General features: G+C 36.7%; 21 protein-coding genes and 2 pseudogenes. 2 read left to right on the top strand and 21 right to left on the bottom strand.

Features of this window, described 5'->3' with window-relative positions:
* From SB775_RS26020 to SB775_RS25925, 20 genes and pseudogenes are all read right to left on the bottom strand, one after another.
* A pseudogene (locus SB775_RS26020) lies at positions 1-311 on the bottom strand (transposase); the annotation flags it as partial.
* A gap of 145 nt (positions 312-456) precedes the next feature.
* Positions 457-1224 carry a lytic transglycosylase domain-containing protein gene (locus SB775_RS26015; RefSeq protein ID WP_410864012.1) on the bottom strand — a complete coding sequence of 256 codons (768 nt, stop codon included), beginning with the start codon at positions 1222-1224 and terminating at the stop codon, positions 457-459.
* 1773 nt (positions 1225-2997) lie between these two features.
* A pseudogene (locus SB775_RS26010) lies at positions 2998-3969 on the bottom strand (phage tail tape measure protein); the annotation flags it as partial.
* A gap of 221 nt (positions 3970-4190) precedes the next feature.
* Positions 4191-4994 (bottom strand): HNH endonuclease, encoded by an 804-nt coding sequence (locus SB775_RS26005; protein ID WP_410864011.1) that lies wholly within the window; start codon positions 4992-4994, stop codon positions 4191-4193.
* Positions 4995-5093: 99 nt separating this feature from the next.
* Positions 5094-5687: a phage tail tape measure protein gene (locus SB775_RS26000; protein ID WP_410864009.1), complete on the bottom strand. Its 594-nt coding sequence runs from the start codon at positions 5685-5687 to the stop codon at positions 5094-5096.
* A 33-nt stretch (positions 5688-5720) separates the two neighbouring features.
* Positions 5721-5867, bottom strand: a complete 147-nt coding sequence (gpGT, locus tag SB775_RS25995; protein WP_410864008.1) for a phage tail assembly chaperone GT — start codon at positions 5865-5867, stop codon at positions 5721-5723.
* Between the two features lie 38 nt (positions 5868-5905).
* Positions 5906-6268 carry a phage tail assembly chaperone G gene (gene gpG, locus SB775_RS25990; protein ID WP_410864007.1) on the bottom strand — a complete coding sequence of 121 codons (363 nt, stop codon included), beginning with the start codon at positions 6266-6268 and terminating at the stop codon, positions 5906-5908.
* A 143-nt stretch (positions 6269-6411) separates the two neighbouring features.
* Entirely contained in the window at positions 6412-7113 is a 702-nt protein-coding gene (locus tag SB775_RS25985) for a hypothetical protein (protein ID WP_410864005.1), read from the bottom strand.
* Between the two features lie 108 nt (positions 7114-7221).
* Entirely contained in the window at positions 7222-7404 is a 183-nt protein-coding gene (locus tag SB775_RS25980) for a hypothetical protein (protein WP_410864004.1), read from the bottom strand.
* A 3-nt stretch (positions 7405-7407) separates the two neighbouring features.
* A complete protein-coding gene (locus SB775_RS25975; RefSeq protein ID WP_410864003.1) occupies positions 7408-8019 on the bottom strand; it encodes a major tail protein in 612 nt (203 codons plus the stop codon).
* Between the two features lie 39 nt (positions 8020-8058).
* A complete protein-coding gene (locus tag SB775_RS25970; protein ID WP_410864001.1) occupies positions 8059-8448 on the bottom strand; it encodes a gp17 family tail completion protein in 390 nt (129 codons plus the stop codon).
* Complete coding sequence (locus SB775_RS25965) at positions 8448-8840, bottom strand: hypothetical protein (RefSeq protein WP_410864000.1); 393 nt, start codon at positions 8838-8840, stop codon at positions 8448-8450. The genes SB775_RS25970 and SB775_RS25965 overlap by 1 nt, the downstream gene beginning before the upstream one ends.
* The gene (locus SB775_RS25960) at positions 8837-9205 is read right to left on the bottom strand and encodes a phage head completion protein (protein WP_268590402.1); all 369 of its coding nucleotides are present in this window, start codon (positions 9203-9205) and stop codon (positions 8837-8839) included. Before SB775_RS25960 ends, SB775_RS25965 begins: the two co-directional genes overlap by 4 nt.
* Positions 9192-9482 carry a phage gp6-like head-tail connector protein gene (locus tag SB775_RS25955; protein WP_268590403.1) on the bottom strand — a complete coding sequence of 97 codons (291 nt, stop codon included), beginning with the start codon at positions 9480-9482 and terminating at the stop codon, positions 9192-9194. Before SB775_RS25955 ends, SB775_RS25960 begins: the two co-directional genes overlap by 14 nt.
* Positions 9483-9487: 5 nt before the next feature.
* Entirely contained in the window at positions 9488-10633 is a 1146-nt protein-coding gene (locus SB775_RS25950; RefSeq protein ID WP_410863998.1) for a phage major capsid protein, read from the bottom strand.
* An 11-nt stretch (positions 10634-10644) separates the two neighbouring features.
* On the bottom strand, positions 10645-11376 hold the full coding sequence (locus SB775_RS25945) for a head maturation protease, ClpP-related (protein WP_410863996.1): 732 nt from the start codon (positions 11374-11376) through the stop codon (positions 10645-10647).
* Positions 11366-12514, bottom strand: coding sequence for a phage portal protein (locus tag SB775_RS25940; protein WP_410863995.1), 1149 nt, complete (start codon positions 12512-12514; stop codon positions 11366-11368). The genes SB775_RS25945 and SB775_RS25940 overlap by 11 nt, the downstream gene beginning before the upstream one ends.
* 18 nt (positions 12515-12532) lie before the next feature.
* Complete coding sequence (locus SB775_RS25935; RefSeq protein WP_410863993.1) at positions 12533-14191, bottom strand: terminase large subunit domain-containing protein; 1659 nt, start codon at positions 14189-14191, stop codon at positions 12533-12535.
* The gene (locus SB775_RS25930) at positions 14188-14544 is read right to left on the bottom strand and encodes a hypothetical protein (RefSeq protein ID WP_251542561.1); all 357 of its coding nucleotides are present in this window, start codon (positions 14542-14544) and stop codon (positions 14188-14190) included. The genes SB775_RS25935 and SB775_RS25930 overlap by 4 nt, the downstream gene beginning before the upstream one ends.
* Positions 14545-14676: 132 nt before the next feature.
* The gene (locus SB775_RS25925) at positions 14677-15006 is read right to left on the bottom strand and encodes an HNH endonuclease (RefSeq protein WP_410863992.1); all 330 of its coding nucleotides are present in this window, start codon (positions 15004-15006) and stop codon (positions 14677-14679) included.
* A gap of 72 nt (positions 15007-15078) precedes the next feature.
* Between SB775_RS25925 and SB775_RS25920 the strand changes: the two genes are divergently transcribed.
* Entirely contained in the window at positions 15079-15255 is a 177-nt protein-coding gene (locus SB775_RS25920) for a DUF8096 family protein (protein ID WP_336866379.1), read from the top strand.
* A 291-nt stretch (positions 15256-15546) separates the two neighbouring features.
* Positions 15547-15753: a KTSC domain-containing protein gene (locus SB775_RS25915; RefSeq protein WP_410863991.1), complete on the top strand. Its 207-nt coding sequence runs from the start codon at positions 15547-15549 to the stop codon at positions 15751-15753.
* A gap of 84 nt (positions 15754-15837) precedes the next feature.
* Here the strand turns inward: SB775_RS25915 and SB775_RS25910 are convergent, their stop codons facing one another.
* Complete coding sequence (locus SB775_RS25910; protein ID WP_410863990.1) at positions 15838-16443, bottom strand: hypothetical protein; 606 nt, start codon at positions 16441-16443, stop codon at positions 15838-15840.
* Between the last annotated feature and the right edge of the window lie 154 nt (positions 16444-16597).

Below are 16597 nucleotides of genomic sequence, written 5' to 3'. Positions count from 1 at the left end.
TTTGTCTTTGTTTCGCTTAATAACATTTACTTTCGTCCTAGTATCAGCGCTGCTTGCTTTAAAATATCATTCTCCATTTGTAACTGTTTCAATTCTTTTCGTAGTTTGATAAGCTCCTTTTCCTCGGGAGAACGGTTATCTTTTTCCTTAAAGGAACCTGTGTTTTCATTCTGTTGAATCCACCGATCTAAAGAAGAAGGAGTAAGTTCATATTCTTCAATAAGAGCCTTTCGTGTTTTTCCGCTTTGATAGAGTTGAATCATCTGTTTTTTAAATTCGGAAGTGAATGTACGGCGTTCTCTTTTCGTCATTTTGAATGCTCCCTTATCTGTAGTAAGTTAAGTGTAGCTGCCCTTAAAATATCTGTCCAGATAAGTGTAGACGATTCAGGTTGTCTGTTGCTATCTTTAAGGACAGTAAGGTATGGCTTTGATATACCATCGAAAGTAAAGTTTTTCACTTTCTCACCTTCCCTTTAATCGTTCTTTTACTTATTCTTCTATCTTGTGTTTGATATTTAGTCATATCTTTATGAATACCTTTTGCTACCGAATGACCATCCAAAATGATGTCTGTATCCTTGCTTAATAATTGTAAAAGCACCTTTGTCTGTTCAAGTGTGGCCTCGAGTAACTTCTGCAGCACATTATCCCCTTCACCACTGGCAGTGCCTACATTCGGCAATTGTCCAGGGCGCTTATTCCCTTTATCAACCGTCTTCCCTGCCAAAGCCAACAACTTCATGGCATCTGTCCGTTTGTTAGGGTTAGTAGGTATGACGAATTCAGGCCATCCATCTTCTGCAAGATTATACATACCAGCATAGTTAATCAAACCACCAGTGGCATACCCTTTATACGGTCCGCCGTTCGCCATAGATTTGATACCTGGAGTATTGAAAGGTGTTCCATACCTAGATTTAATATAACGAATGGCTGCGATGGCATTATGGACTGGATTCATAATGTCGTTATAGCCCTTCATTTTATAAGCATCGAAAGTTGGTTTGATGGTCTGCATAAGCCCCATGGAAGGAGTACCCCGTTTCCAGTTACTATCCCATTTGTTAATGGTGGATGGACCAGTACGTCCTCCAGATTCCTTCATTGCAATCGTTGATAATGGTGCTGCCCAATTTCCCGGAACACCAGTTATAGAAATAGCTTCACTTATCCACTGTTTGACGTTACCGGATACATTTCCACTTCCACCAAAGTCAAACATGTCTTTCATTTTTTCTTTTACAAAATCGACTGCACTATTTTTCACTTTAGTGAAACCGCCTTTTGCTATTTTGCCTAAAGTGCTATCCCCACTAGGTGCTGTAATTCCTAAGGATTTCATCCCTAAATCTAATAATTTGCTAGGGTTACTAGCATATTGCCAAATATCTATGCCTGTATCTTTTACTTTCTTAGCACCTTTTTTGGTAGCGTCCCATGCAGTACTAGCAATACTTTTACTTGCACTCCAAAAGTCATCACCCCAAGCATAATGAGGAATTAATTGCTTTGTTAGGCTTGCAGCAAGTATATGTGTACCTTGAGGTAAATTGACTAGCGTAGATTTTGAAGGCGATAAAAATTGTTGTCCATCTGGAGTTTGGATCAATTCTTGTCCAGCATTAGAACCCTTCCCATCACCAACAACGGCCAATCCTCCAGGATGCCCATCTGTACCTTGTGCATATTGTGGAACTTTCCATTCGCTTAATTTCTTTTCTACTCCGAGCTTACCCAATACCCAGTTAACACCGGTGATGACTCCATTTACACCTTTACCAAGCCCCGATACCATCTTATTGGATACGGATATAACACCTTCTTTAATCTTACCGCCTGTCTTTTTCAGACCATCTGACATCCTTTGCGGCATACCCTTTACAGTTTCAACCATATCCGAAACATAGCCTTTAATATTTTTCTTAATCGTGCCAAATATGTCTGATATACGTGATTTTAAAGTAGTAAAACGACTTAGGGTGTTTGTTACCGCGGTTTTGATAGGCGTGTAAATGGAATCCTTTATAGCGTTCCATACAGTTCTTGTCAGATCACGGATGCCATTGAAAATGGTTTTAATCGTATTTCTCATTGTTGTGAAACGTTTTTTCACTAAATCCATAATAGATTTAATCACTACTTTGAAAAAGTTTAAAATACCATTCCAAATGGTTGAGATGAGATTTTTAATGGTGGTTGTAATAGTATTCACTGTATTTTTCATGGAAGTAAATCGATTCTTCACAAAGTCCACGATCCACTTAATGACCGTAGAAAATACATTTTTAATACTGCCCCACATGCCCTTGAATGCATTAACCATTAATTTGCCTAGCGATAAAATACCTTTTAGCATTTTACCCCAGAACATTAGCTGCATGAAATTCCAAATAAACTGAATGGAACCTGAAAAGATATTCTTGATTCCTGTCCACATTTGCGAGAAATTACCGGTAAACAATCCGGAAAAAACTTGTATTAAACCCATGATGACCTTTAGACCACCGTCCATTACACCTTTTATATTTCCGATAACTGATTTTACAATTTCCAAAATAACTTTAAATGTTACTTTAAAGATAGCCTCAAGTATCGGCATCATTGGTTTGATCACAAACAAGATCCCATTAAAAATATTTTGGAAGGCTTGGAGTAATTGTTTCCCGTTTGAATCCCAGAAGGCTTTCATTTCCGCTATTTTACTTTTAAAGTAATCCACGATTATTTTAAAGGCACTTAAAAAAACATCTTTCAATTTATTTATAGCATTTCGAAATGGCTCGAACTTTTTATAAGCAATGACAATACCTGCAGCTAATAACGCTAAAATACCAATGGTTAATCCGACGGGACCTGTTAAAGCAGTAAAACCTAACCTTAGCCATTTTAAAAGTCCGCCAGCTTTTGCAATGGATGGAAGGAGTTTTCCGAGGCCTGTTGCTGTACTTCCCAAAAAGCCGATGAAGAATCCTCCCGCAACCAATAATGGACCAATTGCTGCAGCTAATGCCGCGATAACAACCATTGCGATTTTAGTATGTTTCGACATCCCAGACATTCTATCTATCAAGCTATTAAATAAATCTGCCGCTTTTATCACATATGGGCTTAATATGTCCCCGATGTCTTTAGCTAAAGCAAAGATATTGTTTTTTACGGTTCCCAATTTAGATGCCATTGTTGCATATCTTTGTTCTGCCTCATTGGATAATGCTGTATTTTCCTCCCATGCTTCGGAGGACAATCCTACAGCCTCTCCTAATAGTCCTGCATTGCCTGCCAATCGCAAAATAGTATCAGATTCCCTGATTCCCTTAATACCTAAATCACCTAGAATCGAAGTTAGGTTTTCCCCTTCTTTTCCTGACTCACTTAATCCTTGTATAAACATTTCCAATGCCTTTATAGGGTCACTTTCCCATGCCTTTTTAAAGTCTTCTGCAGAAACACCACTTGCTTCTGCGAATTCTTCTAAAGATTTACCACCTGAACCAACCGCACTATCTATCTTTTTAAGGACGGTTGTCATCGCTGTACCGCCTGCTTCTGATTCGATACCTAAGGAAGACATACTTGCAGAAAGAGCCATGATATCAGATTCAGTCATACCGACTTGACTGCCTTGAGCAGCCAATCTCATGGACATATCCACGATTTCCGATTCAGTGGTTGCCATGTTATTACCCAAAGCAACCACTGAACTTCCTAATCTATCAAAGTTCTTTTGTGGCATTTTGACAATGTTAGCAAATCTAGCAAATTCGGTAGCAGCCTGTTCTCTCGTCATGTTAGTCGATTCGCCTAAATCAATGACGGTTTTTGTGAAATCCATAATGCTACTTTTTTTAATGCCTAATTGTCCTGCTGATTCTGCAACAGCAGCTATATCATTTGCAGAAACAGGCAATGTTTTAGACATACTGATTATCTGTTTTTCTAACACTTTATAGTCGCCTTCAGTAGCGTCTACTGTTTTTCTTCAATTTGTTATCACAAAGGTTTTTTATCCTTTGTTTCTTACAGTTTCCTGTAAGTTCGGCATACATTTTCACCTATACGGTGTCGAACACTCTTGGCAGGATTATATTTATTCACCCACTATGCTCTACGGTGCTTCATAGCCTTTCGCAATCTATGAAGTTACCACGGTATTAACATGCTAATTATGATATAAAAAAAAGAGAACCATTATATGCTCTCTTTAAATTTGCTATATTGTTCTTTTGTATTTTTTCCGTAACCGTACTTTTTGTGGAAGTCCATATGACATTTTTTACAAAGGGTTATGCCATTATCTATATTTGTTCGATTTTGCTTATCCCAGTCATAGCTATTCAAATGGTGTGCGTTTAATCCGTCTCCCCACTTACCTTGTTTACCACACAAATCACAAGTGTAAGAATCCCTTTTCATAACACCAGAGATAAATTCATAGTATTCCGGATATTTCCTTTTACTTATTCTTTCTTCTTCTGAAAGATCATGATTCCAAGAGGGACTATTTTCCCCACGAAGATTTTCAGATTTCCATTTTCCATGGCATTCAATCGAACAAAAAAGCCGCTTGCTTCGATTTAACAGATATCCTATCTTCAAAACTATTTTTCCACAGTATGCGCAATTTACTTGATGTGTATTGTAATTAGGACTATCCAGACCTGTAAATTTCCCATATTTTTTTTCTCTTATTTTTTTCTTTGATTTTTCAGAATGTACTTTTTGAAAAAATGGATTACTAGAGCCTTTTAAACCTATTCTTTGCCATTTATCTTTGCAAATCCTTGAACAAAAATGATTTCCTTCTGTTTTATAATTGGCTTTTCTAATTCTCTTCTGCATCCCACAAAAATCGCACTTAAATAAAACCGTGTGTTTTTCTTGGAAATATTTCGATCTACATTCTCTTGAGCAATATACAGTTTTTAAACATTGACTGGGATATCTTAACACTTCAATTCCACAATTAGTACATTTTGTTTTGATTTGCGCCATACAAAAAACACCTCGGACAGTGTTCAAATTTATTGTAAAAATTATATCATAATTAGTTTAGCCTTCACCGTTTTTGCTCGATTTATTACCCTATTATTTCTAATAGAGAGGGCAAGAAATTACCCCAGCAAACGCACTTTCAAAATCAATTGCAGACTTAACTGCCATACCACCTAAACCAACCAATGGAGCTGTTACATACATAGATAAGGACTTTCCAGTACTTTTCATACTATCGCCAACTTTAGTTAAACGAGTGCCTGTTTCTTCAAGTTTTTTACCAAGCTTACCCCAACTAGATTCGGCGATCTTTTGTTGTTCTTTTAGCTTTTCAAGTTCCTCACGCGTTCGACCCACATAGCGTTCTAAGTTATTTAAGGATGCTACTTCATTGTTATAGCTTTTGGCAGCATTATCCGCTTCTTTGGAGCCCTCACCGTGTTCTTTGACCATCTTTTCATAGCTTTTTTTCGCTTTTTCGGTAACTGCTTTTTGGACTTCCAATTTCTTATTAAGTCCTTGCAAACGTGTTTCATATTTTCTTATTGACTTGTCACCGTAATCGAATGCGGACAGGTTCGCCTTCATTGCGCTATTAACTAACTTTAATTTGGACTTCAAATCAGTTAATCCACTGTCAAGCTTTAGCGTATCCAAACCAAGTCCTATCGAAAGTCCTTCTATCTTTTCCATTAATCATCCTCCCTTCACATACCAAAAAAATCCCTAACCTCCGAATGCGGCGATTAAGGATTTCTCTTGCTTTGGTTTATTTTCTTCTCTTAATATTTCAAGTAAAAAATGATAAGGCATACCCAATATTTCGTTGATATCCTTACCGTCTTTCATAAAATCAAGGATGAGCTTGTCCATGTACTCCTTTTGCTTGGCAGGGGAAAAGTCCTCATCCGTTAACCTTTCTTCGCCAAAAACTTTTTTGTTTCATCTGTTTGTTGACCTTGGGCTACAAATATAATTTGCTCTTGTAGGGTTTGAATGGCGTCAGGTGCGTGTAGACCATTGAATAAATCTTCTTTTGTGAATTCCTTGTTATATATTTTGTTAGCTACAAAATCTAGCAGCTTATCAATCATTTCTTTTTCAGATGAAGATTTTTTATTATCTTCGCTTTTGTCCATTTCTTCTGTAAGATCAATCGCTTCATAAACTACTGAAAAAGGGATAAAAACAGGGGTTAGAAATTTTTCGGTGAGGATTTCCCCTTCTTTTACTTCTTTCACCAATTCGATCATGTTACGTTTTAAATTCGCCATTCCAAAACATCCCTTCGTTTTTTAAGTTAGTCTTTGATAAACATTATGTTGATTATTGTACAAATAAAAGAGACCACTTATTGTGGTCTCTATAGTGAATCTCTTTAGAGGATCTCTTTAGAAAAAAACGACTCGGTAAATAGTCATATTTTTGTCTTATTTTCATCCTCAATCTTTTGAATACATGTTTCTATTAATTCCTCAAATAACTTGTTTCTTCTCCGACCTTTGTGTTTTTCAAAAATAAATAAAGCTATTGCTACTAAGATAAAACACAAAAGGAAAATATTCCCTATAGCTGATAATATTTCAGGATTTAAAGATGAAATATCACTGTTTTCCACGGAAGTTACCTTCCTAAATAAAGGATTAGAAATAGAGCCAATTATTATAGTTGCAATAATAGGTATGAATAATCTAAAAATTAAATCCGATAAATAATTATTATTCATGGTTTTCAAGAGGGCCTTTATTAAAAGTAACTTATTTTTATTATATTTAACATATGTTAGTAATCTTTTTTGAGTAACTTCTAAGTTAGTTAAAATCTTCTCATCTTTATTTAATTCTTTACCCATAATTTCTCTTACTATATTCTTATCGTTTTTATTATCAAGCCAATCAAATAAGCTCTTGGATTTACTCTCATTTAAGGAGTCTTTGAAATATAAATAATAGAAAAAATGAACACCACCTGAAATTAGAATTATTGTTAAAGCAAAGTAGGCAGACGAAGGAGTATTTATAAAATTTGCAACAACTATCGGCAAGAAAAAATATAGCAAAAAAATAATTACATGAAGTATTATGCTAAGGAGTCCATATAAAATATTTTTCACAATCACAATAATCCCCCTAACCGTTTTTCCTATTGTTGAACACTTACCCGTTTACTTCCTCCTTAAACTAATCTACATACCTTAAATTATAAAGAGCAGGTATAAACCCACTCCTTATATTTCTTTAATGACGGGTTTACCAGGCTTGTTCTCAGTGGACAATAGTTCCTCTAATCGTTCTTTCTCAACCTTTTTATTGCCTGGTTTCGGAAATGTATCCCCTTTACGATAAACCTTCCCTTTGTCCTGAAGGTCTTTGAAATCCACGATTGCTTGGTATGTCTTTTTCTCAATCATCTATTACACCCCCGCTGGTGTGCCCGGATAAGGCTTTCCAAATACCTTTTGGAAAAGAGAATCTCGGTTGTCTGTTTCCCCTTTTTTGTCCGCTCCGAACAGAACCGATTTTTCTGATTTGGCCCCTTCCACGTAACGTTCCATAAATTCCCCTGTTACTTCTTCATTCTCAAAATCTTTGTTTTCTTCTTTGGTTTTTCCGGAAATTTTGGAACGCATAAACATTCCTTTTGTTAGCCCCACCCATTCTTTAGAGCCGTCCTCAAATGTCTTGGTAAATACAGCTGCAACATAAGGTGGCACATCCTCACCGCCAATGGACGAAAGTCCGTCCACAGTTTCTAAACCAAATAAAATATTCTTATCCTGTATTGGTACTTTGTGAAATTGAGTTGATACTGTTACATTTCCACCTGAAATAGCAATTTCAGCTGTACCATTATCCCCATACGCCCTCATTGCTTCTTGTGGCATTTCTACCTCAATATTTTGCAGAAATTTAATCCTGGTAATTTCACCAGCGGTAAATGATTGGTCATCGTCATCTGTTAAAACCGCATAATAAAATTCATTCACACCGGTTGATGCTTTATAGCTTTTTTTCTCTTCTACCACATTAATCACTCCTATTTTAAATAATAAAAAAAAGACACCTTATATAGTGTCTAAATCGTCTCTATATAACTTCCCTCGATACCTTCTTGCATCTCGAAAAATATCTGTATCTTCATCCCATTCATCCACGCCTGTTCCTTGGGAAAAACCAAAGTTCCACATGACGTTTCGGATATGTCCTGATAATTCATTTGTAGCCATCCTGTTCTTTGACCAAACTTCTATTTGAAATAGACAATCATAGGTCAGCCATGTATCATCTGCAAAATCTACAGGAAGAGGAACATCTAATGGATCTATGATGATATTTGGAGTAGAAGTCACGCTGCTAGTTTCAGGAAAACCATAAAATTTAATTCTTCCAGCAGCCTTCTCCTTAATATACGAGTCTGCAATCAGTGTATTATAAATCATCCCTAGAAAGTCCATTAAATTCCCTCCTTTATCGCCTTCTTAATAGCCTCACGATAAGAACTTTCAGCACTTCGCATGGTTCTGGCTATGGCTCCTTTACCTCTAGGGTTCGGGTTCTTAACTGTGCCAAATTCGTTTAAATGAATGATTCTATATCGACTTTTAGGTCCTTTCCAATAAACCTTTACAGTGCGAACGCCACTCATCCACATTGGCTGCGATATGGTCATTTCTTCAATTGATGCCCCAGTATCTTTAAAGGATGCAAATTGATATTTTAGTTCCTTGATAAATACTTGGGCACCTTGTTTTAACGCTTTATCACTTAGCTGCTGCATCTTCACTTTCCCTAAGCGTTTTTCTAATTCTGCCATCACCGCTTTTTCCCCATGAATTTTCACACTCATTCTGTTAGCCCTGCCACAATTTTGATAAACTCCTTGTTTTGCAAATCCGGTTGAACGTGTTTGATATTATATCTTTTGTCCATATACTCAGGAGCATCGATGGACAGATAATGCTTATTGATCGGGATATAATCGGCTTGAGGGTCTCGTACCGTGATGGTGATATCAGATAAGGTCCCGTTAGCCTTAGCAATCTCCAAATCTTTCAACCAAATATGATCAACCTTGGCCCACGCCTTAAAGAGAATGTTTTTTTCAGACTCGCCCGGTTCAGGGCCATCATCTGCTACATATTCATAAAACGTAATGGGAGTACGTAAGTCTCCTGTATTAACCCTAGGAGGTTTATATTTAAACGGATGCATCTGGATCACTCTCTTTCAGTGCAATAGATAAACCCAAACTATTAATCTGACTTAAGAAGTTGTCGTTAAAGTATTCAAGGGCATCATTATAGGCATAACGAGTACGTTCAAAAACAAGCTCCTTGGCCCTCCCATCCTTTTCTATATCAAAATGACCGCACTTTCCCTGCAAATCCACAATAGAAAAGGACAACAATCTTTTTAAATTGTCGTCCTCACTCGAATGGGAAATATGCAAACGCTCTTTAAACTCTTTTATTAGTTCAAGTGTGACCAATTAAATCACCCCTCAAGGCCGCCTTCCAAGTCTAGATCTAAGTCATAGACTTGCACTGCATAATTGTCTTTTGGCTTACCAGTAGCGTATTGTTTCGCGATATAAAGCGTCGCGTCTTCCATGGCCAGTGTTTGGTCAAATTTCTTCACTTCCATCGCTCCACCGACAGCTGCAACATACTCACCACGAATAAAGAACACAACTTTTCCTTTTGGTACAAACATGGATTCAGTAATGGTTGGATTAAATGGCAAGCTTGTCACGTATATACCTGCAGCATTTTGTACCGTCGCATTTGCTTGAATACTGAAATTGTCAAACGGATTGACAACCATTACAACTTTCCCAGCTATATTGCGTACTTTTTCATCTTGATCTTTTCCAACTGGACGAATAGATAATTTTTCGACAACACCTTTTAATTCATTGATTGTCGCCCTGCCTGGTTCAAATGTAAGGATACCGGCAGATGCCTTGTCAGGATATTTTCCGTCCACAACAGATCCCTTCAAATCTTTTAACAATCCAATCGGCATGTCTTTCCCTGTCCCTGCAACATATCCACGCTCAAGACCAACGGACATTGCTTCCGAAATCATAGTCCGAACATAGCGCTCCACCCATACAGGTCCAAGTTTTAGCATGTCGTTTGATAGAGGAATAAAAGCTGTTAATTTAAGTTGGCTGATAGACTCTTTTCTAAACGTTGCATTTAGTTGCCCTTGGATGTCTCCGAATAACGGGCCCCATACTGCAGCACCTTCTGGATCTCCATATATGAATTCTGTTACCGCACCAAGATTTTGAATACCTAGCTGCTGCAGTAGCGGATGCCCTTCAACTAGATCATCAAAAATTCGTTCTTGCGTTGTTTTAGGCAATGTTTCTGTATCTTTAAACCCACCCTCTTCAATCACGACATTGAAAAATTTTGTCTCTTCACTCGTAAGAACATTTGCGCCCCTGGCTTGCATGATGGAACGGTCAAGCATTGATGTATTAACTTGATTCATAATATCGCCCTGTACGTCCTGAGCCAGAGCTTCCAGCATATTATTTAACGCAGCAGACTGTTCTTCAGCACTACCTTCCTGTGTTGCTTTAGCAAATGCTTGTTTTTTCTCTGCGAAATTATTAAATTTAATAGTCATTTTCAATCCTCCTATAAATGTAAAAAGAGACTGCTCAAGTTCTGTTTTTGTGCAACAGGATCAGGAACAATCTCTTTTGGTTTTAATTCATTCTTAATTTCATTTTTAAATTCAGCAAACATTTGTTTCAAAGTGTTTTTGTCGATACCTGATGCTAATGCTGATGCTGAGATAGGTTGCTTTGGTGCAACAGTAGCAGTAATTTTATTGTTAAATGCTTTAGCTTTGTTCTCAAAGATTTCAGACTCCACTTCTTCTGGCTCAGCATCGATTATTTGATCAATCAACCCGTATTTTAATGCTTCTTCAGCAGTAAGATATGTTTCATCATCGAGCAATTTTTTCATCGTATCAGCATCTACCCGATTTGTATATGATTTCAATACAGCTTGGCTAACCTTTTCGACATCTTCAGCAGCCTTTCTAAGTTTTTTTGCGTCACCAGCAACAAATGTTTGAGCATTGTGGACCATCAGCATGGTATTTGCATGCGCTCGTATTTGATTAGCCCCCATACAAATAACGGATGCAGCACTTGCTGCCATGCCTGTTATCGTCACAGTAACAAGTCCTTTATGATCTTTAAGAGTATTGCAAATGTCAATTCCTAAAAAGGCATCGCCACCATAAGAATTAACGGATAAATCAATATCCTCATCTTCTTTTATAGATTTCATTTTATAGTTAAAGTCCCAAATACTTGAATTCCAATTGATAATGTCACCTTTGATTTTATGCTTCATCTTTATTCTCACCTCCTTTAAGTGCTTCTGAACTTTCTTGATAGTTTTTGGTGATGAAGTATTTATCCATCATAGGATCGTCAACCCTTTCCTCACCTAATGCTTCACGCAATTCATTACCGTTAAATGCCCCCGAAGCTCTCAACTTATCAACGGCGGCAGCTACATCAAAAATATTACTGTAAGAAACCCGTTTGGTTTCCACCTTCTTTCCTGAAAGGAATTCCTTTTTATCAATCATCTTGGCATTCAATTCATCCCTGATTTTTTTCAAAAATGGGTCAATGCAAAATGTCATGTAGTTACGTGTAGGTTTTTCTACATCTGCCATATCACCGTGAAGTAACGCAATAGGAATACCCAACGCTTTGGCAACCTGATCTAAAAAACCATCAATTACTTTGGCGACTTCATCCACACTTTGAAGCTGAGTTGTATTTTTCATTTCTTCTAATTTAAATCCTTTTTGTTGAGGAACAATAGCCACAGATTTTCCGGAGAAAGCTTTATAAATCTTGTTGATATAATTTTGTAACTTTTCTTGTCCCTTTTCTGACTTATCAGTGATAGCCTCTACATCAACAAGTCCACGTATTTGATTTTTGCGATTCTGAAATTCTATGATCCTACCAAATAGTTCTCCATAATCGGCATATAGGCCGTCCAGCATAGTGGACAGCTTTTTATTGCTATATTCCAAGTAAATAACGTCACTCATTTGAAAGGTACGGGAAAAAGTAAAATCCTTAATGGTTACATCTTTGAATGAATCATTGACCAGGGCATATTCGATTCGTGTAAAGGAGTCAGCAATCAATAAATCTTCGGTATCCGACTGGATGATTAAACATTCGTTGTCATATATCAACTTATGGACAACTGTTTGCCAAAATTGGCTGGCTGACATATTTAGATTGGGCCTGACATTTAACCGATAATACATTTCGTCCTTCACAATTTTTTTATCCTTCTTCACATAAAACTCGGATTGACTGATAGTACGGCCAATCATATTGATACATGTTTGGATTGCCAATTGCTTCATGTGAATTTTCTTGGAAGTATCTTGGATTAAATCAAAATCATACATGAAGTCCAATTCCTTATTCCTGCTTTTTATTAGGTCTAGAAATCCCAATATCTCACCTCCTTTTTTTCAGAAATCTATATCGTCTAAGAAAAAATCCATATCCTCGATTAAAATTTCATCAGCTTTGAATAAGGCGTGAATAAAAGCTTGAAATCCATCTGTTTTTCTTCTGAATTCATCCTTTTTTAAATACTCCTTGTTGCCATCAGACTTTGTCTTTACAAGTACATTATTTGTATACCAACGCATTAATGGATTATCTCCGTAGAGTAAATTATTCTTTGCAAAAATCGTTTCCACTCTTGGAGCAAGTAATGAGTGAATGGCTTTAGGATTACGAATAAATTCTAATTCAAATCCTTCAGCTTCTAAGTCTTTTTTAATCAAATCCAAACGGTAAGAATCTGCAACAATCTTAGTTAAACCGTAAACTTCTCGCATTTCAACGAACCAATCCACAATGTGACAGGTATCTATCGCAGGCTCATCTAAAATAGTAAGGAGCCCTAAGCGTTCCCATTCCTTTATAGGGGCTTCCAGCTTCACCTTATCTAAAAAACCTTTACGGACAAATGAGTGAGTTTTCCAGATGTAATTACTATCAACTTTAAAAAGCAACCCTACTGCAGCGAAGTCCTTAATTCTTGCGTAATCCAATCCGCCAACACATACACGGTTTTTCATATCAGGTATTACCCGAAGCGTTTCTCCATCTTCCTCGTATCCTGTTCTCCATATTTCTTCCCAAGGAGCAACTGACTTTTCAAGGTCGACCTCTGGCCAGTTCATACGTTTTGTCATAAATTCTTCTCGATTTGATGGATCTTCTACTAAATCTTCGTATTCCTCTTTTACGGTCTCAAAAAGACCTTCCGCATACTCGATCTTCGGTTTACAAAACATTGGATTGGATTTTTCCCACATGTCTATGTCGTCTACTTCTTCCGATTTATCCAACTTACATATGAAAGGAAATAGGTTAGCATCAGGCACTTTACCATTTAATATCTTCATAGCACGTTCCTTCATCTTGTCCAAGAAACCTTCACGGACATAACCATCCGTACCAATAAAAAATTCCCTAGGATTCTTGACCTTTCCAAGACCACTAGAGAATACCCTTACAGTTTTATTGTTTTCATACTGGTGTATTTCATCATATATAACAGCTCCATCACGAAGACCATCTTTTGTTTCTGCGTTTGATGTACGAAAACGGAGAATGCTTTTTGTTTTTTTATCAGTGATTTTTACTTTTGTCAGATGGAACATGGATAGTAAGATCTCGTTTGTATCGATGCAATCATAAGCTTCATCAAATGACGTTTTCGCTTGATCCTCTGAATTGGCCACGATCGAGATATTATATTTTGGAATACCATGAAGTTCACTTATTAAAAAATTTGAGATGCCGGTGATCAAACCGTTTTTCCCACCGCCACGCCCCATCATGATTAAAAACTTACGGTAGAAAACACGGTTAGTGCTTTTAATAAATAAAAATATGAAACAAATAATAAACTTCTGAAATGATTGCAAAGGGAAGTACCATTTCTCTATAAAACGCACACATTTTTCGATTAAATCGTCATTAAAATATAAATCATTTCGATTTAATACATGCTGTTTTAAATAAACAATCAGCATAACTCGCTCTTTATTAAGTTTGATTCTCCCTGTTTCGTATAACGATATATATTCATCAATATATTTATGGCTAATCATATTAGATCACTTGCTGTATACCGCTTAACTTCTTCCTTGTCTTTTTCGTCTGGTAACAAGTCAGTAAGCTGCCGTATTATTCTTTGATAAGATTGATCTCGGGTATTGTACAATCTGGCAACAGGCCGTTCTCTTTCGTAAGGTTCAGCTTTATCAGATTGCGAGAACAATTCATAATCTCCATTTTCAGAAATATCAATCCACATTTCGTTTAATAACACTCTTAGCCTTGCAGCTTGAATGATTAAACCATCCACAACCTTTAATTTACTGGTAGGAATGTTGTTAAAAAGTTTTTTCAAACGGTTCTTTTCTTTTTTTACAAGGACTTCCCGCTCATCTATACCTGCCATAATATCACCTCTTTTCTACCACTCATCAACAGGGAGGGGGTCATACGTAAAATAGTAAAAAATCTCGGAAATCGAGCCCCCTCCCCGCTCCCCGGGTAAAATATAAATAGCCTCTTTGCAAGGTGGGGGGTACTACCACATCTCATCATCCCATCTTTTCTTTTTCTGTTCTCCAAACACTCTGTTGTGCAGCTTATTGTGGCAGTTCAAACAGACCGTTTCTAGGTTGTCCAATACCAAAGCAAGCTGCGGATAGTGTTCAATCCCATACTTATGATGGACATTGAGCTCTACACTCTTCCGTTCACCTTGTATCTTGATTGAGTCCACATGGACCTTGCCCTCACGCTTACACTGTTGGCACTCATGGTTGTCTCTCACTAATGCCTGCTTCCTTAGCTTGTTCCATGCCCCTGACTTATAGAAGGTTCGCTTCTGTTCTTCTGACTTATACTCTGTCACCCCCCTCTACCTCCCTTAATAAATATCTGTTATCATATATAAGGTTAAATCCATTATTGAAGGTGATCAGCATTGACTGAAGAAAAATACAACGGCTATGATACATCCATTGTTTACGACTATAAAGACCACCCTGATATTAAGAGTGGTAGATGTGATAATTGTGATAAAGCCCAGTTTAAAAGTTCCGTTAAGGACTTTATCTATATTCGTGAGTGTCGCAATTGTGGCATGAAGAAAAGTATCTGACCCTGTGATGGGTCGTTTTTTATTTCCCTCTCACTCTACCTCTAACCTTCTTATACGTATCACGATTCATTCCCATTAACTCCTTAACATCTTTAAAACTTAATTCTTCTTAACTCTTAGGCTTGGATTCAGGTTTACTCTGATGGCTGCCTCTTCTTAGTTGATTAAACTTCTGAATGTCCGTTTTAGATAAATGGTCAGCAAACTTCATCGAGCTGACCTCCTTCTGTAAAACAAAAAAGGGAAATATAGTAATTTATCGAATATATAGTAAAAAAGGAGGTGGCTAATATGATCATGCAAAGAGTATCGTCCTCAAACTTGGTAGCAGTTGGGTATGACGATACAACCAACACTCTTTTCATTCAGTTTAAAAATGGGACTTATAAATATTTCGATGTACCACAAAATATTTATAGAAATCTTTTGAATGCAAGTTCCAAAGGTGAGTATCACGCAGCTTATATTAAAGACAATTATCGAAATCAACGAATTTAATAATTTTTTGTCCTTATTGAAAGATTCAAGTGGTTAAAACTTGAGTCTTTCTCCAAAAGAAAAAGCACCCAACTTAATGGATGCTTACTTAGCTTTATTTTCATATCTTTGAATATCCTTCATCATTAATGAATGCTCTGCATTTAATGTTTCAAGACATTTTTTGAACATCTTTTTAACTTCTGTTTCAGTGTACAAAGAGCTTTTAAGAGGATATAACGAATCATTTAAATAATCATTAAGCTGTCTGACTGCTGTATATGTCTGCAGATTAACAGTAGTTGTTTTTTTCAATAGCCCGTCTACTTTTAATATTTCTATCGTCTTTTGCATAATCCCCCTAATAATCTGGGGATTATCAATGTATTCATTCATATTCAATACTGAATTTTGTTTTTTTATTACTGCTATAACATCCTCTAAGTTCATTAGTTGTTCAGGTAGCTTTTCACTGAACTCTTTGATAAATTGGTTTTTGATAGTCATCCTTACACCAACCAATGTAAGTACACCAGCTATAACACCTCCTATTACTGCGCCCCAGAAAGTTCCCAAGAAACTTATCCAAGTGTTAACATCGCCAGCAACAGGCCATATTCTAAAAAACATTAACCCATTAATAAATAACGGAAAGAAAACCATAATTAATCCAATTACAATTAAGGTTTGTTTAATTTCTTTTCTGTCCATGGTTGTCCCCCTTCTATGCCGAACTAAGTTAATTCGACAAAAGAAGCTAAAATCCTTAAAAAAAAAAAGCACCCTAGAATGAACTATACCCCGGATAACGGACACACATAAAAAAGTGTCCCTTATCCGGGTTTTTTTATGTTTCAATAGATGT

The sequence above is a fragment of the Peribacillus sp. SIMBA_075 genome (assembly GCF_046534585.1).
The sequence above is the reverse complement of the archived record's forward strand: the minus strand, read 5'-3'. Positions and strand labels throughout refer to the sequence as shown.